The organism is Thomasclavelia ramosa DSM 1402, from assembly GCF_014131695.1.
Lineage (GTDB): Bacteria > Bacillota_I > Bacilli_A > Erysipelotrichales > Coprobacillaceae > Thomasclavelia > Thomasclavelia ramosa.
The window spans coordinates 1,834,673-1,855,699 of record NZ_CP036346.1; the positions used below are offsets into that span (position 1 = coordinate 1,834,673).

Annotated in this window: 26 protein-coding genes and 1 pseudogene; 6 read left to right on the forward strand and 21 right to left on the reverse strand. The window is 30.8% G+C overall.

Annotated features, from left to right (window positions below; translation table 11 throughout):
• Positions 1–3 precede the first annotated feature (3 nt).
• The 12 genes from EYR00_RS08715 to EYR00_RS08770 all read right to left on the reverse strand — a co-directional run bounded on the left by EYR00_RS08715 (position 4) and on the right by EYR00_RS08770 (position 9,187).
• Positions 4–414: a cupin domain-containing protein gene (locus EYR00_RS08715; RefSeq protein WP_008791533.1), complete on the reverse strand. Its 411-nt coding sequence runs from the start codon at positions 412–414 to the stop codon at positions 4–6.
• A gap of 17 nt (positions 415–431) precedes the next feature.
• Positions 432–1,175 carry a carboxymuconolactone decarboxylase family protein gene (locus EYR00_RS08720; RefSeq protein WP_003537493.1) on the reverse strand — a complete coding sequence of 248 codons (744 nt, stop codon included), beginning with the start codon at positions 1,173–1,175 and terminating at the stop codon, positions 432–434.
• 13 nt (positions 1,176–1,188) lie between these two features.
• A complete protein-coding gene (locus EYR00_RS08725) occupies positions 1,189–2,391 on the reverse strand; it encodes an MFS transporter (RefSeq protein ID WP_003537490.1) in 1,203 nt (400 codons plus the stop codon).
• On the reverse strand, positions 2,375–2,746 hold the full coding sequence (locus EYR00_RS08730) for a MerR family transcriptional regulator (RefSeq protein ID WP_003537488.1): 372 nt from the start codon (positions 2,744–2,746) through the stop codon (positions 2,375–2,377). Before EYR00_RS08730 ends, EYR00_RS08725 begins: the two co-directional genes overlap by 17 nt.
• Positions 2,747–2,903: 157 nt before the next feature.
• A complete protein-coding gene (locus tag EYR00_RS08735) occupies positions 2,904–3,701 on the reverse strand; it encodes an MBL fold metallo-hydrolase (protein ID WP_003537485.1) in 798 nt (265 codons plus the stop codon).
• Positions 3,702–3,778: 77 nt separating this feature from the next.
• Positions 3,779–4,660 carry a LysR family transcriptional regulator gene (locus EYR00_RS08740; protein ID WP_003537483.1) on the reverse strand — a complete coding sequence of 294 codons (882 nt, stop codon included), beginning with the start codon at positions 4,658–4,660 and terminating at the stop codon, positions 3,779–3,781.
• Positions 4,661–5,185: 525 nt separating this feature from the next.
• Positions 5,186–5,608 (reverse strand): hypothetical protein, encoded by a 423-nt coding sequence (locus EYR00_RS08745; RefSeq protein ID WP_003537482.1) that lies wholly within the window; start codon positions 5,606–5,608, stop codon positions 5,186–5,188.
• 195 nt (positions 5,609–5,803) lie between these two features.
• Positions 5,804–7,171: a MalY/PatB family protein gene (locus EYR00_RS08750; RefSeq protein ID WP_020994566.1), complete on the reverse strand. Its 1,368-nt coding sequence runs from the start codon at positions 7,169–7,171 to the stop codon at positions 5,804–5,806.
• Between the two features lie 11 nt (positions 7,172–7,182).
• Positions 7,183–8,064 carry a DUF3737 family protein gene (locus EYR00_RS08755; RefSeq protein WP_040434281.1) on the reverse strand — a complete coding sequence of 294 codons (882 nt, stop codon included), beginning with the start codon at positions 8,062–8,064 and terminating at the stop codon, positions 7,183–7,185.
• A complete protein-coding gene (locus tag EYR00_RS08760; RefSeq protein ID WP_224209007.1) occupies positions 8,051–8,428 on the reverse strand; it encodes a cyclophilin-like fold protein in 378 nt (125 codons plus the stop codon). The genes EYR00_RS08755 and EYR00_RS08760 overlap by 14 nt, the downstream gene beginning before the upstream one ends.
• Before the next feature lie 106 nt (positions 8,429–8,534).
• Entirely contained in the window at positions 8,535–8,918 is a 384-nt protein-coding gene (locus tag EYR00_RS08765; protein WP_003537478.1) for a MerR family transcriptional regulator, read from the reverse strand.
• Between the two features lie 32 nt (positions 8,919–8,950).
• Positions 8,951–9,187, reverse strand: a complete 237-nt coding sequence (locus EYR00_RS08770; RefSeq protein WP_003537477.1) for a hypothetical protein — start codon at positions 9,185–9,187, stop codon at positions 8,951–8,953.
• A 130-nt stretch (positions 9,188–9,317) separates the two neighbouring features.
• On the opposite strand from EYR00_RS08770, the gene EYR00_RS08775 reads away from it, so the two are divergent.
• Positions 9,318–10,190, forward strand: coding sequence for a LysR family transcriptional regulator (locus EYR00_RS08775; protein WP_003537476.1), 873 nt, complete (start codon positions 9,318–9,320; stop codon positions 10,188–10,190).
• A 7-nt stretch (positions 10,191–10,197) separates the two neighbouring features.
• Here EYR00_RS08775 and EYR00_RS08780 read toward each other — a convergent pair whose 3' ends face one another.
• The 4 genes from EYR00_RS08780 to EYR00_RS08795 form a co-directional block, all read right to left on the reverse strand.
• Complete coding sequence (locus EYR00_RS08780) at positions 10,198–10,797, reverse strand: PTS sugar transporter subunit IIB (protein ID WP_003537474.1); 600 nt, start codon at positions 10,795–10,797, stop codon at positions 10,198–10,200.
• Between the two features lie 126 nt (positions 10,798–10,923).
• A complete protein-coding gene (locus EYR00_RS08785) occupies positions 10,924–11,205 on the reverse strand; it encodes a hypothetical protein (protein ID WP_003537472.1) in 282 nt (93 codons plus the stop codon).
• Between the two features lie 139 nt (positions 11,206–11,344).
• A complete protein-coding gene (locus EYR00_RS08790) occupies positions 11,345–11,698 on the reverse strand; it encodes a spore coat protein GerQ (protein ID WP_008791530.1) in 354 nt (117 codons plus the stop codon).
• Positions 11,699–11,711: 13 nt separating this feature from the next.
• A complete protein-coding gene (locus tag EYR00_RS08795; protein ID WP_003537467.1) occupies positions 11,712–12,134 on the reverse strand; it encodes a cell wall hydrolase in 423 nt (140 codons plus the stop codon).
• A 285-nt stretch (positions 12,135–12,419) separates the two neighbouring features.
• On the opposite strand from EYR00_RS08795, the gene EYR00_RS08800 reads away from it, so the two are divergent.
• Entirely contained in the window at positions 12,420–12,779 is a 360-nt protein-coding gene (locus EYR00_RS08800) for a hypothetical protein (protein WP_003537465.1), read from the forward strand.
• Positions 12,780–12,921: 142 nt separating this feature from the next.
• Complete coding sequence (locus EYR00_RS08805; RefSeq protein WP_003537463.1) at positions 12,922–13,272, forward strand: hypothetical protein; 351 nt, start codon at positions 12,922–12,924, stop codon at positions 13,270–13,272.
• A gap of 105 nt (positions 13,273–13,377) precedes the next feature.
• Here the strand turns inward: EYR00_RS08805 and EYR00_RS08810 are convergent, their stop codons facing one another.
• The 4 genes from EYR00_RS08810 to EYR00_RS08825 all read right to left on the reverse strand — a co-directional run bounded on the left by EYR00_RS08810 (position 13,378) and on the right by EYR00_RS08825 (position 17,918).
• Positions 13,378–13,779, reverse strand: coding sequence for a hypothetical protein (locus tag EYR00_RS08810; RefSeq protein ID WP_003537461.1), 402 nt, complete (start codon positions 13,777–13,779; stop codon positions 13,378–13,380).
• Positions 13,779–15,098 (reverse strand): M18 family aminopeptidase, encoded by a 1,320-nt coding sequence (locus EYR00_RS08815; RefSeq protein WP_040434279.1) that lies wholly within the window; start codon positions 15,096–15,098, stop codon positions 13,779–13,781. Before EYR00_RS08815 ends, EYR00_RS08810 begins: the two co-directional genes overlap by 1 nt.
• 73 nt (positions 15,099–15,171) lie before the next feature.
• Positions 15,172–16,593, reverse strand: coding sequence for an amino acid permease (locus EYR00_RS08820; protein ID WP_003537458.1), 1,422 nt, complete (start codon positions 16,591–16,593; stop codon positions 15,172–15,174).
• A 212-nt stretch (positions 16,594–16,805) separates the two neighbouring features.
• Complete coding sequence (locus EYR00_RS08825) at positions 16,806–17,918, reverse strand: metallophosphoesterase (RefSeq protein ID WP_003537457.1); 1,113 nt, start codon at positions 17,916–17,918, stop codon at positions 16,806–16,808.
• A 113-nt stretch (positions 17,919–18,031) separates the two neighbouring features.
• On the opposite strand from EYR00_RS08825, the gene EYR00_RS08830 reads away from it, so the two are divergent.
• The 3 genes and pseudogenes from EYR00_RS08830 to EYR00_RS15875 all read left to right on the forward strand — a co-directional run bounded on the left by EYR00_RS08830 (position 18,032) and on the right by EYR00_RS15875 (position 19,743).
• A complete protein-coding gene (locus tag EYR00_RS08830) occupies positions 18,032–18,532 on the forward strand; it encodes a nitroreductase family protein (protein ID WP_003537456.1) in 501 nt (166 codons plus the stop codon).
• 116 nt (positions 18,533–18,648) lie between these two features.
• Positions 18,649–19,455 (forward strand): annotated as a pseudogene (locus EYR00_RS08835) (aldo/keto reductase); the annotation flags it as partial.
• A 39-nt stretch (positions 19,456–19,494) separates the two neighbouring features.
• Positions 19,495–19,743 (forward strand): 4Fe-4S dicluster domain-containing protein, encoded by a 249-nt coding sequence (locus tag EYR00_RS15875; RefSeq protein WP_259394519.1) that lies wholly within the window; start codon positions 19,495–19,497, stop codon positions 19,741–19,743.
• Positions 19,744–19,839: 96 nt separating this feature from the next.
• Here EYR00_RS15875 and hydF read toward each other — a convergent pair whose 3' ends face one another.
• A complete protein-coding gene (hydF, locus tag EYR00_RS08840; RefSeq protein ID WP_003537453.1) occupies positions 19,840–21,027 on the reverse strand; it encodes a [FeFe] hydrogenase H-cluster maturation GTPase HydF in 1,188 nt (395 codons plus the stop codon).

A 21,027-nucleotide genomic window follows, 5' to 3' on the forward strand; every position in this document is an offset into this window, starting at 1 on the left:
CTTTTATAATTTTTCATATTCTTCATCTGTAACTGGTTCACACCACTCATTAGAAGCATCCTTAGCCGGCACTTCAACAGCTAAATGACTAAACCAGCTATCCTTTACTGCTCCATGCCAATGTTTTATCTCAGGTGGAATATTTACAATATCACCTGGTTTTAAACATTGTACTGGTTTTCCCCACTCTTGATAATAACCTTTTCCACCAGTAACGATTAAGATTTGACCACCTTTATGATGAATATGCCAATTATTACGACAACCGGGTTCAAATGTGACATTGACAACACCAACTCCTTCTGTTGTTAGATGTTTCAAATAACTTTGACCAATAAAATATTTTGCATACGCATCATTAGGTTCTCCTAATTCAAATACTGCAGATGGTCCTAAACTTTCTTCACGATTCATTTTACATTCCTCCATTTTTATTTCTTAGTTATTTCATTAATAATTGCAATTGCATTTAATGTTCTTGGAAATCCTATATACGGTTGACATTGAGTGATTGTTTCAATTAAAGTATCACGATTATTTCCAACTGTTAGATTTGCCCCAACATGAGCTCGCAATTGATTCTCACAACCTCCTAAAGTAGCTAACATCACCATTGTAATCAATTCTCTTGTTGGTAAATCCAAACCATTTCTTGTATAAAAATCTCCAAAACAGTATTCAGATAAATAATTTTGAATGTGCTTTAATTCCTTTGGAGCATGGTCGTGACCTGCTTGAATATGCTCTTGTCCAAATGCAGCACTTTGAACTGCAAATCCCTTTTCAAATCTATTATCACCTTGTACCGTTGCTTGTGGTAATAGTGGTAAACTAATATTTTTCTCTTCAAAAACAAGATTAACTATTTCTAATGCTTCTTCTACTTTGCCTAATCCTATATAGGGAGTGCATTGATATACTGCTTCTTTAATTTCTACAGGTGTTACTCCGACACTCAAGCCACTTGTCACATGTTCCTTTAAAGCCTTTAAAGTATGATTGGTAGTATTAACGACAATTAAAATAAGCTCTCTTAATTTAAAATCAAGGTTACCATGGTGATAGACATCCCCATAAAGATAATTAATCATAATTTCCCGAAGTTCTGGATCCTTTACTAAAAAATCCTTTCCATCATTTAAATCACTAAATAACTGTTCTGCTTTCTTATTCATAATCTTTCCTCCTCTATTCTTTTGTTTTGGCAGTTAATGTTAAAGTAATTACACAAACTGCAATCATTGCTAGAGCAATGATAAATGCATATAAATAAGAGCCAAAGAAATCATATATATACCCTACCATAGATAAAGAAATTGCTGCTCCTAAATTAGAAGCAAAAGAAATCTTTGGGAAAACTCTTGCATAATTATCTATTCCAAAGAAGTATTTGGTTAATAAAGGCAATGCCACTGCTCCAATTGAATAACATGAACCAAACAAAAATGCTCCAATAATTAATAGCCACGCTGTTGAACCCCACATTAATAAAATAATTCCTACAGTATTAGCTATGATCATTGTAACAGTTGCTTTAATTGCCCCTAAATGATCACTTAAAACTCCAATAATCAATTTGGAAATAATATTTCCTACCATTCCCGATGACAAAAGCATTGCTCCTAATGCAGCACTATAGCCCAATGATTGACCATATCCAGGTAAATGCTGAGTAACACTAGTAATACAACTACATAATAATCCGAAGACAAAGAAACTAATAAATGCAACTGTTGTAAAGCTAAATGAATTTGACACTTGTGTCACCATATCTTGTGGCTGCTCCACATGTCCATAAGGTAAACAACCATCTTTTTGTGGATCAAGGTGAAATGGATATAAGACAGCGGGCAAACATAATCCTAATATAATTGCAGCTTTGATTAAATAACCAGTTTGCCATCCAAAATTTTCAATAAAGCTTGATAAAATCGGTGAACAAATCGATCCTGCTAAACCACTGAATCCAAAGACAATACTAGTAGCCAAACCATGACTTTTTTCAAACCAATTATTAATAATTATTGTTAAGGGAACAATTGAAAACATACCTGTACTAAGTCCTCTGATAGCTCCCAGCAGATAAAATCCCGGAATTGATTTAGTTACTGCCATCAATCCTGTAGCAACTACTGCTATTACAACACTAATTGTCAGTAATAGTTTGTAAGATACTTTATTCATAATTCTAGGTATGAATAAAGCCCCAATTGCTGTTGTTAATGAAAAGATAGTCATATGCATAGAAAATGTTCCACGCATAATTCCAAGACTAGTTGAAACAGGTGTATAAAAGACACCTGACGAATTAATTGAAACCCCTATTGAAGATGCCGCTAAACCACAACATACAATTAAAACTAACCAATGTTTACTACTTTTGCTCACCATGTTTTATCTTCTCCTTATCTTTTAACTGGTAAATCAAATAATCCAAAGAATCTATATTTTTCTGTTGATTATGAATACTATCTAATAGCTTTTGACGTTCTAACTTCAAAACCTGAATTTGCTGTTTCTTCGTATGTGCCCCTTGTTCATTTAATTCGATATATTTCAAAATAGTTTCATTGCTCAAGCCAATATTTTTCAATGTTAATATTAAACTTAATCTTTCAATATCTTTATCTTCATATTCTCTAATACCATTAACACGGTTAACATCTTCAAATAGACCAACTTTTTCATAGTATCGTAAAGCTGTTATTGAAACATTAAATCTCTTACTTACCTCTTTTATTCTCAAGATGTTTCACCTCCATTACCTTATCTATACACTTATATTTTAAGTTAATTATATTGTTATGTCTAATACCTATATTGTATTATCAATAATACCTAAAAAGCATTATTGATATATCAAAAAACCAAGCTATACTAATGACAACTTGGTTCTAACAATTTTATTTTTTTAATACAAAAGCTTCCCCTGGAGCTACAACTCTAATCCTTTCTGGATTAACAACACGTCCATTCAAAGACTTAGGATCACCATTAAATGCATTCATTTCCGGAGCATCAACAGTTCCCCAATGAATTAAAATTAATTCTGTATTAGGATATGTATTGGCCAATTTAATCGCATTATCTAAGCCGATATGCCAAGAATTATCTGAAAAATCAAATAACATAACATCTGGTTCTGGCATTTGCAGATGTTCTTGTAAAAGTCTCGAATCTCCAACCATCCAAATCGTCCCATCAGGTGTATCAATCCAATAACCGCAATAATCTTCAAACTGATATTTACGAATTTTACTATACTTACTACTTTCATTTTGCCAAGCATGATCAGCAGGAGTTAATTTTATTTTCATGTTTCCAATTTCAAATGATTCACCAATATCATATCCATTTCCTTTTAAATCTTCTTCTGCGAATAATTCTGCTAAATAATGAGGACCATGAAATGATTTAGTCACTGGAGCTAAATTTTTACAGGTTAATCGACTAAAATGATCATTATCGCAATGTGTAATCAATACTCCATCTAAACTAGGTACATCTTTAGGTAAAATTGGCATTTCAACTAATAAAGGTAGATCAAATCCTTCTAATAATGGATCAATCATCAAAGTAGTACCGTGACTATTGATCATCACACCAGCGCTTGATAACCAATAAATTCTAGTTTCATCAATGGGCTGAAAATCCTTTTCCGTCATAAAAATTGTTCGTGGTGCAACAGCTTGTTTTGTCATTATAATTCATCCTTTCTTTTCAATGTTATTATAAATCGTCAGAAATTATATGTCTAATACCTATAATCTATAATCAATCATGCTTTTAGAGAATGCTTTATTTTTTCAATAAATCGCGCTGTAGCAGGTGAAAAAATTTGATGCTTTTTCCATACGATTACTGTTCCAGTTAACAATGGAGGATAAAATGGAATAAAGCGAATTTTTGTTTCATCATTAATATTGACTAACTTTTCTAAACAAATCGCATACCCAATCCCCTCTTCTACCATAATTGCAGCATTATAAATAAGATTGTATGTCGCAATAATATCTAATTGCTCATAATCTTGCCCAAACCAATTAGCTATTTCATTTTGAACGATTGTTCTTCGAGTACTTAATAATGGCAATTTTAATAAATCTTGTGGTGTTGCATATTCCTTAGCTGCAAGTTTACTATCTTTAGGTGCTAAAATACCCCAAACTTCCTTTTGCTCTAAGCGTACAAACTCATACTTTTCAATATCAACTGGTTCAGTCAGCAAACCAATATCAATCAATCCTTTATCTAAACGCTCTTTAATATCATCAGCATTCCCACTATAAAATTGATATTTGATTTGAGGATATTCTTCTTTAAATTCTTTGATTATTCTAGCAAGAATATGCATAGCATTTGTTTCCCCACCACCAATAAAAATTTCTCCTGTAACTAGATTATCTTGTTCTAAAAATTCTTTTTCCGTTTTATTAGCTAGATCTACAATTTCCTCAGCTCTTCTTCGAAGCAGCATTCCTTCATCTGTTAAAACAATTCGATTTTTTCCTCGGATAAATAATTGCGCGTTTAACTCCTCTTCAAGCTGCATCAGTTGTCTTGATAAGGTTGGTTGAGTTATATGTAAAAACTCAGCGGCTTTTGTGATATTTTCTTCACGTGCTACCGCTAAAAAATACTTAAGTACTCTTAATTCCATGCTTACACCTCACTTTATTTTATTATATAAAATTTATGACAAAATTCCTAATCCAATCTAAAGCAATTTAAAATAAGTCCATCGTACTATAAAACAGTCTATCCTATTATAGACTGTTTTCATTATATAAATTCTACTTCTCTTTCATTTAATCTTATGACATTCATACTTACATAAGTAAATACATTAATAATTCCACTGAATATATGCCAAAAACTAGTGAATTCTTTTGATTTGTGTTGTCTAGTTATATAAAATATTTCAGTATTTTTCTAAGATTCCTTCCCAAAATACAAATATTCAATTTTATTTAAATGAATTTTCATCAAATACACTTGCTTCAGACAGTACGAACATATTTATAAATGGTTGAAAACCATATATTAACATTAATCCATTTTCTTTTAAACAACTTGTTACCTTTAAAAATTGTACTTCTAAATCTTCAAACTAAGTAGTTACTTCAATCATTTGATTGATTATGTTATCCATAATATCAAATCATACCTTCATTTTACAATATTTCTAGACTGCAAGGGTCAGTAACGTATTTTTAATACGATTTAATTCTCGAATAGCTTTATCAACTTGAAATCGAGCATCTTTGATCTTTGATTGAACCATCCAATCAGCAATGATTCCATCAAAGAAATAATCTGCAAAACTTAAAAAATCACTAATATTTAAATCAACATCAACCAGCTGATCTACATCACTTAATTCTTTTTTTAGATTTCGTATCGAATTACGTGCTGCTGCCATTGCTCTTTCAGCTTCATTCATTTTACCATGTTTGATCATCGTTGTAATAAAACCACCACCAATCATATCAAAAAGTCCCCAGTTTCCTGCACTACTTAAATAATCCTGAGCCCTTGATAAATGACCTAAAGTTTCTTCAATTGCATGAAGTGCTTCATTAACTTCTTTTTTCTGATTATTTTCCATAAACTTTCCCCTTTGTTATCAAATTTCAAGAATATTTTACCATATAAAAAAATAATAATCAGTTAATTATATAATGGCTTGTAATTTTCTTTTCTAATTAATATAACATTCCAATAAAAAATATGCTCCCTTCTAAGTACAAGTTTTTATTTCACTTATTTTCCTAGAAAAGAGCAATTTAATATAATTTTTTAATTAAATTTTTATTAATTGATCCAACACCCTTAATTCTTCGTCAGTCAACGTAAAATCTTGCATTGCTAGAGAATCTGCATTTTCTCTTTGCAAATAGTATTGTTCCATAATTTCTTGAGTAGTTTTATTATAAAATATTTCCATATTAATAACATCTTCAAATTGATGCATTTTTTCTATGTCAATCTCTTCCATTTTTATTTCTCCTTGCTGATAGGCTCTTATACCCTCTTTAAATCTCTCTAAACCGTCGAATAATCGTGATTGTGGACAAGCTATATTCATTCGAATAAATCCATTACCATTTTCACCATACTCAATTCCGCTAGTCAAATACAAACCCGTCTTATCGCGAATAAATTGTGTTAACATTGTACTGTCAGTTGTTATTCGTGAACAATCAAGCCACAATAAATAAGTAGCCTCACTAGGAATTAAATAAATTTCTGGTAAATAGCATCGAATAAATTTAGATACTATATTTTTATTTTCTTCAATATATTCCCTCAATTCATCAAGCCACACTGCCCCTTTAGTAAACGCAGCAACTGTTGCCGTAATAGCAAAACTATTAGGTTCTGCCACTTCATCAGTATTAATGCCCCGATTTACCTTATGTCGTAATTGTGGATTAGCGACAACAATACAAGCAGTTTGTAGTCCAGCTAAATTAAAAGCTTTAGTTGGAGCAATACAAGTAATACTATTCATCTGATTAACTTTTGAAACACTAGCAAACGGAATATAATTCTTATTAGGTGCAGTAAGATCACAATGAATCTCGTCACTAATTACTAAAACATTATATTTAGCGCACATTTCACCGATCCGCTCTAATGATTCAATGTCCCATATTTTTCCAATTGGATTATGTGGATTACAAAGAATCATCATAGTTGTTTGAGGATCTGCCAGCTTCATTTCTAAATCTACAAAATCAATATAATATTCTTTTCCATCAAAAATTAAATCACTCGAAATAATATGCCGTCCATTATTTAAAATAGAATTATAAAAAATATTATATACTGGTGCTTGAATTAAAATATTTTCTCCTACACTTGTCATCTTTCTAACGAGTGAAGAAATTGCTGGGACTACCCCTGTACAAAATAACATCCACTCTTTTTCTAGATAATAATTATGCCTTTTTAGCCACCAGGTCTGAATACTTTCAAAGAATTCATCAGGAACGATGTTATATCCAAAAATACCATGCTCAACTCTTTGTTTTAGAGCCTCGATTATTTCTGGCGCAGTTTCAAAATCCATATCCGCTACCCACATAGGAAGTTCATTCTCTTTAATTTCCCACTTCAAAGAACCACTATTCCAGCGGTTCGTCAGTTTTGAAAATTGATTTTTCATTTTCTCCTCCTCTAACAACATATACATTCGATATTTGTTTGGCTTTTTATTGGAGGATTTGTTATCACAATTTTTGTTTCACTAGGATTTATTTTGGTCTTGTCTAGAATTAATTCACCGATACTATGTGCTTTAATTACACCTGAGATTGGATTCACAACACTATCAATATGCGAATTTACCTCAACTTCAACTGTAGAATATTCAAATGCAAGTGTTGTATTAATAAGTTTGCAGTTAATCAGTTTTAAATTTTCAATATAACAAAGTCCTTGTAAACTCTCAATCGTACAATTTATAAACGTTATATTTTTAGAATTCCATCCTAAATATTCACCAATGATCGTTGAATCATAAACTGTAACATTTTCACAATTCCAAAAGGCATCTTTTGAAATCAGCTTTGAATTATGCACTTCAATATTTCTTCCACCATCAAAACTATAATTTCCTGTTAAATTCAAATCATCAATCTTAATATTTATACTATTAAACCCAAAATAGTCACCATGTACCCTCGCTGCCTTTAAAACAATATCCGTGCAATTCCAAAGCGTTTCTTGCGCTATTGGCAAATCTACATTTTCTAAATAAATATTTTGTGCTCGACGAAATGTTTTTGGTGCCTCAATAACACTATCTATAATACTAATATTTTTAGTGTACCAAATTCCTGAGCGTGCCGTTTCCAACAATGTTGAATTAGTGACTTTAACATCATTACAATACCATAATGGATATTTCCATTTAAAAATAGTCTCATTGATTTCTATATCCTTACTTTCCTTTAACGGTGATTCACCATCAGCAAAAATAGAATCTTCAATTTTTAGATTATTACTTTTAAAAAGTGCTCTTTCACCGCTTAAATATTTTTGTTTAATTATTTCCATTTTCTTCTCCATTTCTATATTTCATAAAGCTAACTACTAGATCTCCTGCACCCACAATTTGATTTATATTACCTGCATCATCTATTTGACCAATTCGCGTATACTGATACTTAGATAAGAAGTCTTGATAGAATAATACTAAGCAATTGTCATGAAATAGCATCAAGTCTCCTTTATTAATTTGATTAACTGATTGACTAGTTACTGGCAAAGAGTATTCTAAATTATAGAATTTTTCATTACCATTTAACTCTTTCATTGTAAGTACCATCGGCAATTTTTCCAATAAAGCCTGGGATGTTGGAGTATCATCTAATGTAGCTAAAAACATTTGTCCATTAATCTCAATCTTTATTTTTATCATTTCTTTTGATTCTTCTTTTCCTTGTTTATCTATATTTTGTTTAACCAGATAGCCTATCAATATTAATACTAGAAGTAAAAAATATATTTCTTTTTCATCTTATTTATTAACTGCAAATAATTGCAGTATGATTTTTATTGATAATATTGCTATATTTTAAACGTTCCGTTTCAATGATCTCTAGCGTATGCTGAAGTTCTTCAATTTGTTCAATAATTACAGTATGTTGTTGATCAAGTATCATAATTTTTTGTTCAAATGACAGTTTTCCCTTTGAATATAATTGATTGAAATTCTTAATATCTTTTAATGTCATCCCCATATCTTTTAGTTTTTTTATTCGCTTTAAATCAGTAATATTTTCATTTGTAAACACACGTTTTCCTTCAATTCTTTGAATTACTGGTAATAACCCCAAATTTTCATAATAGCGAATCGTCGAAACTGGTATTTTTAAAATTTCAGATACTTCTCGAATAGTGTAACCCATCAAAATCTCCCCTTTGTCATATAAATAATCAATTAGTCATTTAAATAAAGCTTTTTTATTTTATAAATTAAATAATCCAAACAGTCTAATTCTTTTTGAACTAGATGAAGTTCATCTAATAATTCCTTTCTTTGTTCTGACAAAATTTGTAATTGTCCTTGATAGTTTTTATGTGCAAATAATAGCATAAATCTATCTACTAATTTACTATCACAACCTGCATCTAATAAGTTTTGATATACCGCTTCAGGTGTATCATTTGAACACATCACTTTATCATCTCCTTCAGCTATATTCTAAAATATAGCTTTTCGGATAGCAAATACTTATATTAAATAGTTTCCTATGCTTGAAAGGCATATTGATGCATGTTAAAATATTTTAAAGGAGTTGATCTGTATGGAACTTAGAGTTCTAAAATATTTTATTACTGTAGCTCGTGAAGAAAGTATTTCTGCTGCAGCTGATTATTTACATATGACCCAACCAACCCTGTCAAGACAATTAAAAGATCTTGAAAATGAACTTGGTAAGCAGTTACTAATTAGAGGTAATCGTCGGATTACCTTGACAGATGATGGAATTCTCTTTAGAAAAAGAGCCGAAGAAATTATTGACTTAGTTAATAAAACTGAAGCAGAAATGACTTCTGATAATGAAACTATTAGTGGTGATATTTATATTGGTGGTGGTGAAACAGAAGGAATGCGATTAATAACGAAAGCGATTAAAGAAACGCAAAAAATTCATCCAGAAATCAAATTTCATCTCTATAGTGGAAATGCCCAAGATGTGACTGAAAAACTTGATAAAGGTCTATTAGATTTTGGAATTTTAATTGAGCCGACTAATTTTTCAAAATATGATTTTATTAAGCTCCCTTATACCGATTGCTGGGGTGTATTGATGAAAAAAGACGCTTTTCTAGCATCCAAAGAATATATCAACCCCCAGGATTTAAAAGACCTGCCACTAATTTGTTCTAACCAAGACCTTGTTCGAAATGAACTTTCAGGGTGGCTAAAAGATGATTTTGACAAATTAAATATTGTCGCTACTTATAATCTAATCTACAATGCTTCATTATTAGTTGATGAAGGTTCTGGATATGCCTTAACACTTGATAAATTAATTAATACATACAATAGTACATTATGTTTTAAACCATTAGAGCCAAAGCTTGAAGTTGGACTAGATCTTGTTTGGAAAAAATATCAAATTTTTTCCAAAGCTGCAGATTTCTTTTTAAAAAAAGTAATTGAACTTATCTAATGCTTCATTAATTAACTGCTTTTTTTATAATGGCATTAAAATCATTCGTTGCAAAATCTAGCGAATCAATAATAAAAATCTTATTTCCATATTTATTTTTCAACTGTGGCAGTAAATAAGCAACTTGTGGTGCTAATAAAACCATATCATAATCATCAATAACTTTATCAATTTCCATATATCCTACCGCATCAACAACTATATCCAAGCCCTGACGTTTAAAAATTTCCTGCATTGAATAAGCAAAATATGAAGTTGTCAGACCGCCACTACAACTAAGTAAAATTTTATTAGTATTTACATTATTGAAAATGCTCTCACCAAGCTTAATTGTGGGTAAACAAAGATAATTAAAAAATGTATTAAATTGATCCATTGTAGATTTAAAATCATGCATTTGAAAATGTAAATAAAACAGTATTTCATCACTATCTTTATTCTTTACACTCAATTCAACGATTCCCTCATTATGAAAACTGATTATTCCGGTACTGTTACTTCCATCAATACATAGAGTGCATTGATTTTCACAGACTTTGATATGTTCATGCGTCTTAACCCAGCGATAAACAACCGGTTCTAATAAATCTTGATAAAATTCATCCATATTAATTTTCCCCCTTACATTGCCTAGTATAAACCTAAAGTTAACTTTAATGTCAAGAGGGTAAGTAACTGAAAAATATTCTATATACAAAAAAGCTCTATCTTAGTAGAGCTTTAACACATAATTTTAAATATTTTGCAACGTAAAAATTGAAAAAGCATCTTTCAGGGTACATTCAAAATAGGCTAACCCAACCTTTGAATTGAACCTACTCAAAGTATAACTATAAAAAATGTCATTATCTAAATACATTTTTACAAGTTCTTTTTCACCAAATTCTAATATATCATTTTTACATTGCAAAATAAGATGTTCAGAATCATAAGAAAGATAACGATTTGCTGTCTTAATAAAATCTAAGTCATATCCTTCCCTTTCCAAAAAATCGATTACGTCTCCGGTTGCCATATAATTATCCCTCCAACCTTATTATAGTATTAAGAATAAGGATTGTATATCTACTTGTACATTTTTTTAGAAGCTTTATTATAACAACAAAGGATAACCTCAAAAATTTATCATTAAAGTGGCTATCCTTTATTATTAGTTATTGTGGCGGTACCGTAAACGAGATTGCGCCCTTAAATCGAGCCCATAAAAAATATACTAACGGTAATAAAAACCGATCTTCACTATTTACATCTTTAATAATAAAATAGTCTCGACCTGCATCCTCAACTATACCAACAAAAACTTCATCTCGCCATTTCTCACTATCACTATAAGTGAAATAAAAAGTCCCAAGCTTACCGATATTCAAACGAATGATATTTCCCATATATATTTGTGGTACAGCTGCCGGATTAGGGTTTTTAGGCGGTATCAGTGTACCGTCAGGATTCACTTCAGCATCTGGATCCTGTCTAACAAAATAAGGATTTAAATCTTCAAAATAATTCATAAATGCATCTCCTTTAGATTTCACATACTAAATTTGGTCCGGGATTATAAAAACAATGATTCTTAAATCGACCCGAAAATTCTCCATAAAATGTTTTTGGGCAAGTAACATTATCCCCAGGGTTTTTGAACCATAACGCATATGTTGCTGGAGCATTCCGATAACCTTTAATTGTTTTAAGCGCTAGTTCTTTTTCTTTGGTATTAACAGGTCCATTAAATAAATCTGTTCCAACTCCAGCAAAAGCATTTTTCTGATAAATTGCTTCCGTAATAGTAACAACATTTTTAAATACATCACAAACTGCAGCAACTCTATTAACGACAACATTCCCAACTAACAGCATTCCTTCTTGACCTTCGCCTAATGCTTCAGCCTTGATCAACCGTGCTAGTAATTCTACTTCCTTACTGTTGTAAGCAATCCTTGAGCTCATCTTCTGATATCACCTCTTTAAGACTATATGCCGATAAAGCAACAATATAACTAATTTATACAGTAATTTAAGCTTTTTTCGACTTATTCAAAAAATATTATTAGATATAAAATTAATCTTTCGAATAATAACTTTATTCCCGATATTTTGTTAACAACATTAACAGAACTATGATAAAAAAACTTCTAATTTTGTTAATAGTATTTAAATCAACTATTTTTTACTTTCCAAAATTATCAGTAACGATTATGATACGAGTGTAGTTAAGGAAAGAAGGTAATTAAAATGAATAAGAGAGAAATTGAAAAACAAGCACTCAATTCATTAAACACTTACTTTAAAGATAATCCCGATAAAGTATTGAATGATTTTGAGCGAAAGCCTTTGGATAAAGAAGATATAACTAAAATTGTCAACGAAGAAATCCAAGCTCAAGAAAAAAAAGTTGAATCACTTGAAGTGCTGAGAAAAAATATTGCTATTGAGGCAGAAGAATCGTTAGAAAAGGTTTTAGGTAAAAGGATTACCAGCAAAAAATCTCCAAATAAATTAACTGTTGATGAGATGGCAGTTAAACTACAAGAAGAAAAAACTCATCAAATTGAAACTGCAAATAAATTAAAAACAGCTAAATTAAGGAAATAACATTTGTTAATGCCATTAACAAATAATCTAAATTGAAAGTAGAAATTTTGTTAACAGCATTTATAAATGATTATTATATATAGAATTATTTTGCACAGAAGCATATATTACAAATGAAAACAAAAGAAAGAGGGAAATTATTATGAATACTAAAAAAATCAATGAACAAGCTATTGAATCTTTAAAAACTTATTTTAACGAAGGTAAAGATCTTATTAAAGAAAATGTTACACCACTTACTAAAGATCAAATTAAAGCTATCGTTAATGAAGAAATTGCTCATCATGAAGCTAAATTACATGAATTAAATGATTTAAAACAAAAAATTGATTTAGAAGCAGAAGAAGCTTTTGAAAAAGTTTTTGGTAAAGCTAAAGAAGAACCAAAAACACATAAACTAACTACTGATGAAATGGCAGTCAAACTTCAAGAAGAAAAAGAACATCAAATGGATGTTGCTAATAAATTAAAAGAAGAAAAATTATCTCATTAAATTAATTATTCTAAAAAAAGTCACGACAAATCAATATCGTGACTTTTTTATTAATCTGATAACATTATAAAAAGCAGTTATCAAAATAGCCATACAAACGTACAGTTATTTCATTAGTTCTTTTTCAAACATTTTTTTACTTGTTAAAAAAGCAATTACAAGAATCGCAAAAGAAATATCAAAAGGACTCTTTAAAGTAAGTATTACAATGAACAAACCAACAATAATTCCAAAAATTTGAAAAGAGAAAGGCTTTAATGACAACCGATTTTCCTTAATTAGTTTGTATTGATTAACTAGATTATGTAATGTAACATAGAAAGCAATAATCGCAATCAAAACATCAACAGAAAAACTGACTAAATAATTATCAGTTAATAATTCTTTGATAAAAAGTAAAACAATATAGCCACACATCGTTTGCCATAAACCAGCAATAATATACTTTTCAAGTACTTCTTTTTTTATCTCTTTTAATCGCTTTTTACTAGTTTTTTCTTTTTTCATTATTTAGTAACCTTTAAAATATGTCCACTCATTTCTTCAATATGACTATTAAAGAATTCTTCCATCACTTTAATCATATAAGCAGTATCTTTGACACCAGCTGTTTCATAAGATGAATGCATTGCTAATTGAGGTAATCCTATATCAACACTGTTCATTGAAACTTGTACCATTGCAATATTACCTAACGTGCTACCACCAGCAGTATCACTGCGATTAGAGAAAAATTGTACTGGAACTCCAGCCTTTTTACATAATCCCTTAAAAACAGCTATACTAACTGCATCACTAGTATATTTTTGACCAGCATGAGATTTTACAACAATACCCTCATTCATATAAACACAATTATTAACATCTGTTTTCGCAGGATGATTTGGGTGTACAGCATGAGCATTATCAGCACTTAACATAAAGCTTGAAGCCAATGCCCGATAATATTCTTCTTCACCTTTTCCTAAAGCATTGTTGATTCTACGCATAGCATCATATAAAAATGTTGATCCTGCACCCTGTTTAGTACCTGAACCTACTTCTTCGTTATCAAAACAGGCAAATACATTGATTGATTGCTTATTTGCTCCCTTGAGAAAACCTTGTAATGAAGTATATGCACATTGTAAATCATCTAGTTGTGGACATGAAATAAATTCTTCATTAGCTCCCCAAATTGATGGTTCCATGCGATTATATAAATATAGATCTGTTCCATAAATAGTTTCAACATCAACACCTAATTCATCAGCAATCAGTTTCTTTAAATCTCCTGGTTTAGTTTCAGATCCACCAAATAACGGTAACATATCAACTTGTTTATTATAAGCATAACCATCATTGACAGTACGATTCATGTGAATTGCAACATTCGGAATCATTACTAGATCTCGATCAATATTTACTAGTTTGGTAACATAGTTATCACCTTCTTGAACTAAAACCCTACCTGCAATAGATAATGGGCGATCAAACCAGGTAGCACATAACATCCCACCATAACCCTCTGTATTTAATTGCGTATACTTACCTTTTATTTCAATTTCAGCATTCTCTTTGACTTTAAAAGTTGGTGAATCACTATGTGATGCAGCAACATTAAAACTATAATTATCTAAATTCTCACCAAGATTAAAAGCAATAATGCTGGAATTATTTCTAGTGACAAAGTAATGACCACCCTTCTTAATTTGCCACGTTTGTCCTTCTAATAATTCTTCATACCCATGTTCAATTAAAATGTTCTGCATATTAGCTACAGCATGAAAAGCAGTTGGGCTTTGCTTAATAAAAGTTACTAATTCCTGTGATATTTGTTTATCCATTTTCATGACCTCCATAATTACGGCTTTATTGTAACATATCCTTTAACATGTGTTAAAGGATATGTCTAAGATACTATTGACTTGTCTTACCACGTTTAGCTAGAGCAGGCATAATTGCTCCTAATCCAACTAAAATAATTGGGGTAATAATATTCATTGCGATTTCAAATGCACTTCCTTTAAACATTCCTAAAGCACAACAAGCTGCAGTGACAATAAAACACCACCATCCAAAAAATTTCGCAAAAAATTGACTTTTAGTAAAGCGATATTCTGCTGGAAATTTATCAATTGCTTTACGCAATGCAATATATGCAATAAACACCCATAAATAACGCAGTGGCATACAAACTGAATTTAGTTGGGTCAAGAATTTTAAAAATGCCGTAACACTTCCTATTCCTAACGCCGGAATTAAAATTAATGGTGTAACAATTGCTACTACCAACAAAATTCCATTGGTATATGCGCCTTTGTCATTTTTCTTTAATAATTTTGCAGGAATAAATTGACGCGCATTTTCATTGTCTAATAACATTCTAAGTGGCGCATCGATAGAAATTACCAAAGTTGATAATTGCCCGACCATATTACATACTGCATAAACAATTAAGAAGGTATTACCAATACCATAATACTCTCCTAATTTTTGGAATGACCAATATGCTCCATTAGCTACATATGAATCAAAATTAGCATTAATTTCAGCAACATTAAACATCATTCCCATTGAAATTGTACCCAAAATGGCACAAATAATTACCATGATTGCCAATGCAATCATCCCCTTAGGAAATCCTTTTGAAGGATTTTCTACTTTATTTACATATGGTGAAATTTTTTCACATCCACCTACGGCAAATACTAATATCGATAATGAAGTAAAATATTCTAACCTAAACGATGGAATTAAATTTTTAAAACTCCAATCAATAGTTTGATATCCTCCATTAGGATTTAAAGCCGGTGCTGCCATCATTAAGATAATAAATAAAATTGACATTACAAACATCGACGATCCAGCAATAGTCGCCAATGATTTTAATGGATTTAACCCCCGTGATGCTACCCAGGCAAATACTAAAAATACTACCAGGGTAATAATTTGGACTAGGCGAATATCCAAAGAATCATAAAAAGATGAATTTTGGAACAATACCCAACTTAAAGCTTTTAGCCCACCTGATGCTTTAGAAGCAATATAAGGCATATGAACAACCCAATAAGTCCATCCAGCATAGTAAGCTAATTTTGGTCCTAAAGTTTCTTGAATCCATGAACTCACACCACCACCAGCATTTTTAAATGCTGAGCCTAACTCTCCTACCATTAATGCATATGGTACGAAGTATAGTGCAAACATCATGATCCAACTAAAAATTACTTGGACTCCGTTAAAGTATACAAAACCATTAACCACATTTCCGAATCCCCAAACAGTCGAAAAGGCCATAAAGGCTAAGTTATACCAAACGATTTTCTTCGAATTTGACATAAAACCCTCCTAATCTTGAACAACACCGTGTTCGTTTTAGTCCCGTCGGGTTGCAAAACTAATTGTTTATAAATAAAAACAGTTCATTTGCTTCGCAACGTTTCTATTATAACAAAAATCTTATATTTAGCCTACACATTTACATTTTTTTATTATAATAATGAAAATTATTCCCGCTGTATAAAAAAAGATACCCAATTATCCTCAGATATCTAATTTACTTTTTTTAAATAACGATATTTAACCCATCCTATTTCGTTATCTTTGATCACATAAGCATAAGGACCGTATATTCCCACTAATTTAATTACCTCACCTTTTTCCAAAGGAATCAAATAATCAACATAGTCATCCAAACAATAATATTTTTGATTATTTAAATACAAAAATTCATTCTTGATCTTAAAAATCTTACCTGTTTTAATTTGTTTGCAGGTTGAAAATAATTTTCCCTGCTTAAGCACCTCGACTTCAAAATTAGGCCATGCCACTTTATTGACAACTTGTTTTTCTACATTAACATCAACTACTGCCTGATATAACGGTAACGGCTGTATATATTCTTTTGATAACTTAAATCTATCGCCATCACCAGTAATTATTAATGCATTTAATTGACTAATAGATTTTACCCCAGTTCCCCCATCAATACTAATAATACGCTTTTGCTTATCAATGATAATATCATTATTGATTGCATTAGCATATTGATTTGATGTCGGTAAATGTCCAACCACAACATATTTATCTAAACAGTGACCAGTTTGATAAAACGTTCGCATTTCAATAAGCGATGAAGTAGATGAATTTTGCCAGTCTTTTCGATTTTCAATTCCTGCATGAACAAAAATAAAATTATTGAATTCTAGTATTGTTGGTAAAGTTTTAAAATATTGAAAATATGGCCGCAAAAACTGTTTTATTTTTACCTGCATTACTTCAGGATTTTCTTTTTTTATGTCTATATTCAATTTTTCTAGAGCTTGTCGAATCATTCCGCCTTTACCAATACGATTTAAATAGTGAACTATTTGGTTAGCATATTTAGGATTATCTACCATTTCTTCTAACGCATATTCACAATTACCAAGAATCACATATACGCGCTCACTTTTTGCCTGAAGTTCTTGTAAAAATCTAACAGTTTCTAAAGCTTGCGTACCTTTTTCAATAAAGTCACCTAAAATAATCAAGTAATCATCGTATCGATAATCAACCTTTTTTAGCAGTGCTTTAAATCGATCTAAGTGAGAGTGAATATCACTGATTACAATACAGCGATATTCTCCTACTACTTTTATTTTTATATGCTGTGCCTCCAACATTCACTTCACCTCTAGTCCTACTATAGCATAAATATATAAATAATTTACAGTAATATTATCTTAAGTATTTATAAATTCTGCGTTATAATCATACTAGAAACGAGGTAATAAAAATGTTAAAAGAAATTGAACAACGTCAAAGCATTAGAAAGTATTTGAACAAACCAGTTGAACCTGAAAAAATCTTAGAACTTTTAAAAGCAGCAATGAACGCGCCGACAGCCCGTAATACACAAGAATGGAAATTTAAAGTTATTACAAATTCTCAAGCACTAAATGATATGACGAAATTATCACCATATACAACAATGATGAAAGAAGCTCCTTGTGCTATTCTCGTAATAGCTGATTTAAATAAAGCTATTTCACCTGAATATGGTCTAATCAATTGTAGTGCAGCAATTGAAAACCTTTTAATTGAAGCAGTCAATCAAGGGCTTGGTTGCTGCTGGTGTGGAATCGCTCCAGTTTCGGAAAGAATTGAAGGTTTTAAAAACTATTACAATCTAGCTGATAATGAATATCCCGTTGGTGTTGTAGCTATTGGTTACAGTAATGAAACAAAGCCACTGATTGATCGCTTTGATTCTAAAAATATTAGCTATTTTAAATAGAATCAAAAATTATTCTTTGTTAAAACTATTTTTATTTATTCAAATATTGACTTCTAGTTAACTCTAAGATGTATGATAAATTTATTAATACAACTATAATAGAAAGAAGGTTAATTATGGAAAATAAATTTGGTTTTGGTTGTATGCGACTACCAATGAAAAATGATGAAGTCGATTATGACGAGTTTAATCAAATGATTGATTTGTATATGCAGGAAGGATTTAATTATTTTGATACTGCCCACGGGTATCTAGGCGGAAAAAGTGAGACCGCACTTCGTGATTGTTTAGTCTCACGCTATCCCCGTGAATCATATGTCCTTACTAACAAACTAACTAAAAGTTTTTTTAACAGCAAAGAAGATATTCTTCCACTATTTAATGAGCAATTACAAAAAACAGGTGTTTCATATTTTGATTATTATTTAATGCATGCACAAGACCGTGAAAATTATAAGCATTTTCAAAAATGTCAAGCTTATCAAGCTGCTCAAGAATTAAAAGCAACAGGAAAAGTCAAACATATTGGAATTTCATTTCATGATACTGCAAATATTTTAGAGATGATCTTAAGTGAACATCCCGAAATAGAAATTGTCCAAATTCAATTTAATTATGCTGATTTTAATAATCCTAGTGTTGAAAGTAAGAAGGTTTATGAAGTATGTCGCAAATTTAATAAACCTATTTTAGTAATGGAACCAATTTAAGGCGGTGGTCTTGCGAATCTTCCCGAAGCAGCAAGTAGAATTTTAACTGATCTAAATAAAAATGCCAGCAACGCTAGTTATGCTCTACGCTTTGCAGCGTCTTTTGAAGGTGTATATAAAGTTTTATCAGGTGTTAGTAATTTAGAGCAAATGAAAGATAATTTGAAGGTTATGAAAAATTTCATTCCTTTTAACGATGAGGAATACGAGGCGGTAGCAAAAGTTCGAAAAATATTAGATTCCTTAGGAGGAATTCCTTGTACCGCTTGTCGTTATTGTACAGACGGCTGCCCGATGAAAATTTCAATTCCTGACTTATTTGGCTGTTATAATGATAAAAAAATATTTAATGACTGGAATAGTGATTATTATTATGGAGTTCACACAAAAACTAGTGGCAAGGCATCTACTTGTATTGGATGTCAACAATGCGAACATATTTGTCCGCAGCATCTGCCAATTATTAAATATTTAAAAGAAGTCGCTGAAACATTTGAGTAATTAAAAAGATACTCCATGATGCAAATGTAATGAAAAGGTAGATATTAGTTCCAATATCTACCTTTATTTTACTTCTGTATCATTTGAATAGTCCTTTTAATATATAACTTTATCCAAGATTCCATTTACATATGCAATAAAAATGCCATAATTTGTCATCGGAATCATTTGCCCTTTTGCCTGATTAACTCTTGTCATAATATACCGGCGATTAAACATACAGCCACCACAAGTAATAATTAAATCGTACTTGGTTAAATCATCTGGAAAATCTGTTCCACTAACAATTTCAACACCAATTCCAGGAAATTTTTTCTTTAACATTCGAGGAATTTTAACCCGTCCAATATCTTCACTTAATGGTGCATGACTACAACATTCTGCAATTAAAACTGTCGAATCACCATTCAGCCGTTCTAAGATTTCAACACTTTTAGCATAATAATTTAAATCTCCCTTATAACCTGCCATTAAAACAGAAAATGATGTCAATTTGCTTTCTGAAGAAATATTTTCATAAACATATTTAAATACTTGTGAATCTGTAATAACAAGATCAGGGGCTTGATTTAATTTTTGTAAAGCTGATTTTAGTTGTTCCGTTGTTACAGCCATAATTTGACAACCTTTATCAAGCAATTCACGCATTACCTGAACTTGGGGTAAAATTAATCTGCCTTTGGGAGCTTGAATATCTTGTGGCATTACTAATAGTATAAGATCACCTTTTTTTGCTAATTCACCTGTAATGCTTTCTTTTTCAAAATCAGCCGGTACCTTTTCAAGCAATTTTTCTTGTAACTCTTTTATTCCTTGCTTCGTTAACGAACTAATCAGTAATGGTGTTTCACTAGTTGCTTCAGTAATTTTCTTTAGAAGATTATCATTCCTTTGTAAATCAGCTTTACTTATTACTAATATCGTAGGAATATGCTTCTCTTTAAAATAATGATACCAGTCTAATTCTTGACAAATCTTTCTATCATTAAAAAGAATGATTGCAATATCAATCTTTTCACTAGCTTTTTTTGTCTTATCGTTTCGCAATTGCCCTAGAGTCCCAATATCATCAAAACCTGCAGTATCAACTAACAAGCATGGTCCCAAACCATCAATTTCCATCGCCTTATAGACAGGATCAGTAGTTGTTCCCGGTTCACTTGAGACAATTGAAACTTCTTGATTAACAAAGGCGTTGATCAATGCCGATTTGCCACTATTACGTTTTCCAAAAAAACCAATATGGAGCCGATTAGCTCCTGGTGTTTTATTTAACCCTGCCAT

Excerpts from the sequence above, each read along its gene's own strand:
- EYR00_RS08715 (WP_008791533.1), bottom strand. The coding sequence starts at position 414 with ATGAATCGTGAAGAAAGTTTAGGACCATCTGCAGTATTTGAATTAGGA.
- EYR00_RS08720 (WP_003537493.1), bottom strand. The coding sequence starts at position 1,175 with ATGAATAAGAAAGCAGAACAGTTATTTAGTGATTTAAATGATGGAAAG.
- EYR00_RS08725 (WP_003537490.1), bottom strand. The coding sequence starts at position 2,391 with ATGGTGAGCAAAAGTAGTAAACATTGGTTAGTTTTAATTGTATGTTGT.
- EYR00_RS08735 (WP_003537485.1), bottom strand. The coding sequence starts at position 3,701 with ATGACAAAACAAGCTGTTGCACCACGAACAATTTTTATGACGGAAAAG.
- EYR00_RS08740 (WP_003537483.1), bottom strand. The coding sequence starts at position 4,660 with ATGGAATTAAGAGTACTTAAGTATTTTTTAGCGGTAGCACGTGAAGAA.
- EYR00_RS08745 (WP_003537482.1), bottom strand. The coding sequence starts at position 5,608 with ATGGAAAATAATCAGAAAAAAGAAGTTAATGAAGCACTTCATGCAATT.
- EYR00_RS08750 (WP_020994566.1), bottom strand. The coding sequence starts at position 7,171 with ATGAAAAATCAATTTTCAAAACTGACGAACCGCTGGAATAGTGGTTCT.
- EYR00_RS08755 (WP_040434281.1), bottom strand. The coding sequence starts at position 8,064 with ATGGAAATAATTAAACAAAAATATTTAAGCGGTGAAAGAGCACTTTTT.
- EYR00_RS08760 (WP_224209007.1), bottom strand. The coding sequence starts at position 8,428 with ATGATAAAAATAAAGATTGAGATTAATGGACAAATGTTTTTAGCTACA.
- EYR00_RS08765 (WP_003537478.1), bottom strand. The coding sequence starts at position 8,918 with ATGGGTTACACTATTCGAGAAGTATCTGAAATTTTAAAAATACCAGTT.
- EYR00_RS08770 (WP_003537477.1), bottom strand. The coding sequence starts at position 9,187 with ATGTGTTCAAATGATACACCTGAAGCGGTATATCAAAACTTATTAGAT.
- EYR00_RS08775 (WP_003537476.1), top strand. The coding sequence starts at position 9,318 with ATGGAACTTAGAGTTCTAAAATATTTTATTACTGTAGCTCGTGAAGAA.
- EYR00_RS08780 (WP_003537474.1), bottom strand. The coding sequence starts at position 10,797 with ATGGATGAATTTTATCAAGATTTATTAGAACCGGTTGTTTATCGCTGG.
- EYR00_RS08785 (WP_003537472.1), bottom strand. The coding sequence starts at position 11,205 with ATGGCAACCGGAGACGTAATCGATTTTTTGGAAAGGGAAGGATATGAC.
- EYR00_RS08790 (WP_008791530.1), bottom strand. The coding sequence starts at position 11,698 with ATGAATTATTTTGAAGATTTAAATCCTTATTTTGTTAGACAGGATCCA.
- EYR00_RS08795 (WP_003537467.1), bottom strand. The coding sequence starts at position 12,134 with ATGAGCTCAAGGATTGCTTACAACAGTAAGGAAGTAGAATTACTAGCA.
- EYR00_RS08800 (WP_003537465.1), top strand. The coding sequence starts at position 12,420 with ATGAATAAGAGAGAAATTGAAAAACAAGCACTCAATTCATTAAACACT.
- EYR00_RS08805 (WP_003537463.1), top strand. The coding sequence starts at position 12,922 with ATGAATACTAAAAAAATCAATGAACAAGCTATTGAATCTTTAAAAACT.
- EYR00_RS08810 (WP_003537461.1), bottom strand. The coding sequence starts at position 13,779 with ATGAAAAAAGAAAAAACTAGTAAAAAGCGATTAAAAGAGATAAAAAAA.
- EYR00_RS08815 (WP_040434279.1), bottom strand. The coding sequence starts at position 15,098 with ATGGATAAACAAATATCACAGGAATTAGTAACTTTTATTAAGCAAAGC.
- EYR00_RS08820 (WP_003537458.1), bottom strand. The coding sequence starts at position 16,593 with ATGTCAAATTCGAAGAAAATCGTTTGGTATAACTTAGCCTTTATGGCC.
- EYR00_RS08825 (WP_003537457.1), bottom strand. The coding sequence starts at position 17,918 with ATGTTGGAGGCACAGCATATAAAAATAAAAGTAGTAGGAGAATATCGC.
- EYR00_RS08830 (WP_003537456.1), top strand. The coding sequence starts at position 18,032 with ATGTTAAAAGAAATTGAACAACGTCAAAGCATTAGAAAGTATTTGAAC.
- hydF (WP_003537453.1), bottom strand. The coding sequence starts at position 21,027 with ATGGCAGGGTTAAATAAAACACCAGGAGCTAATCGGCTCCATATTGGT.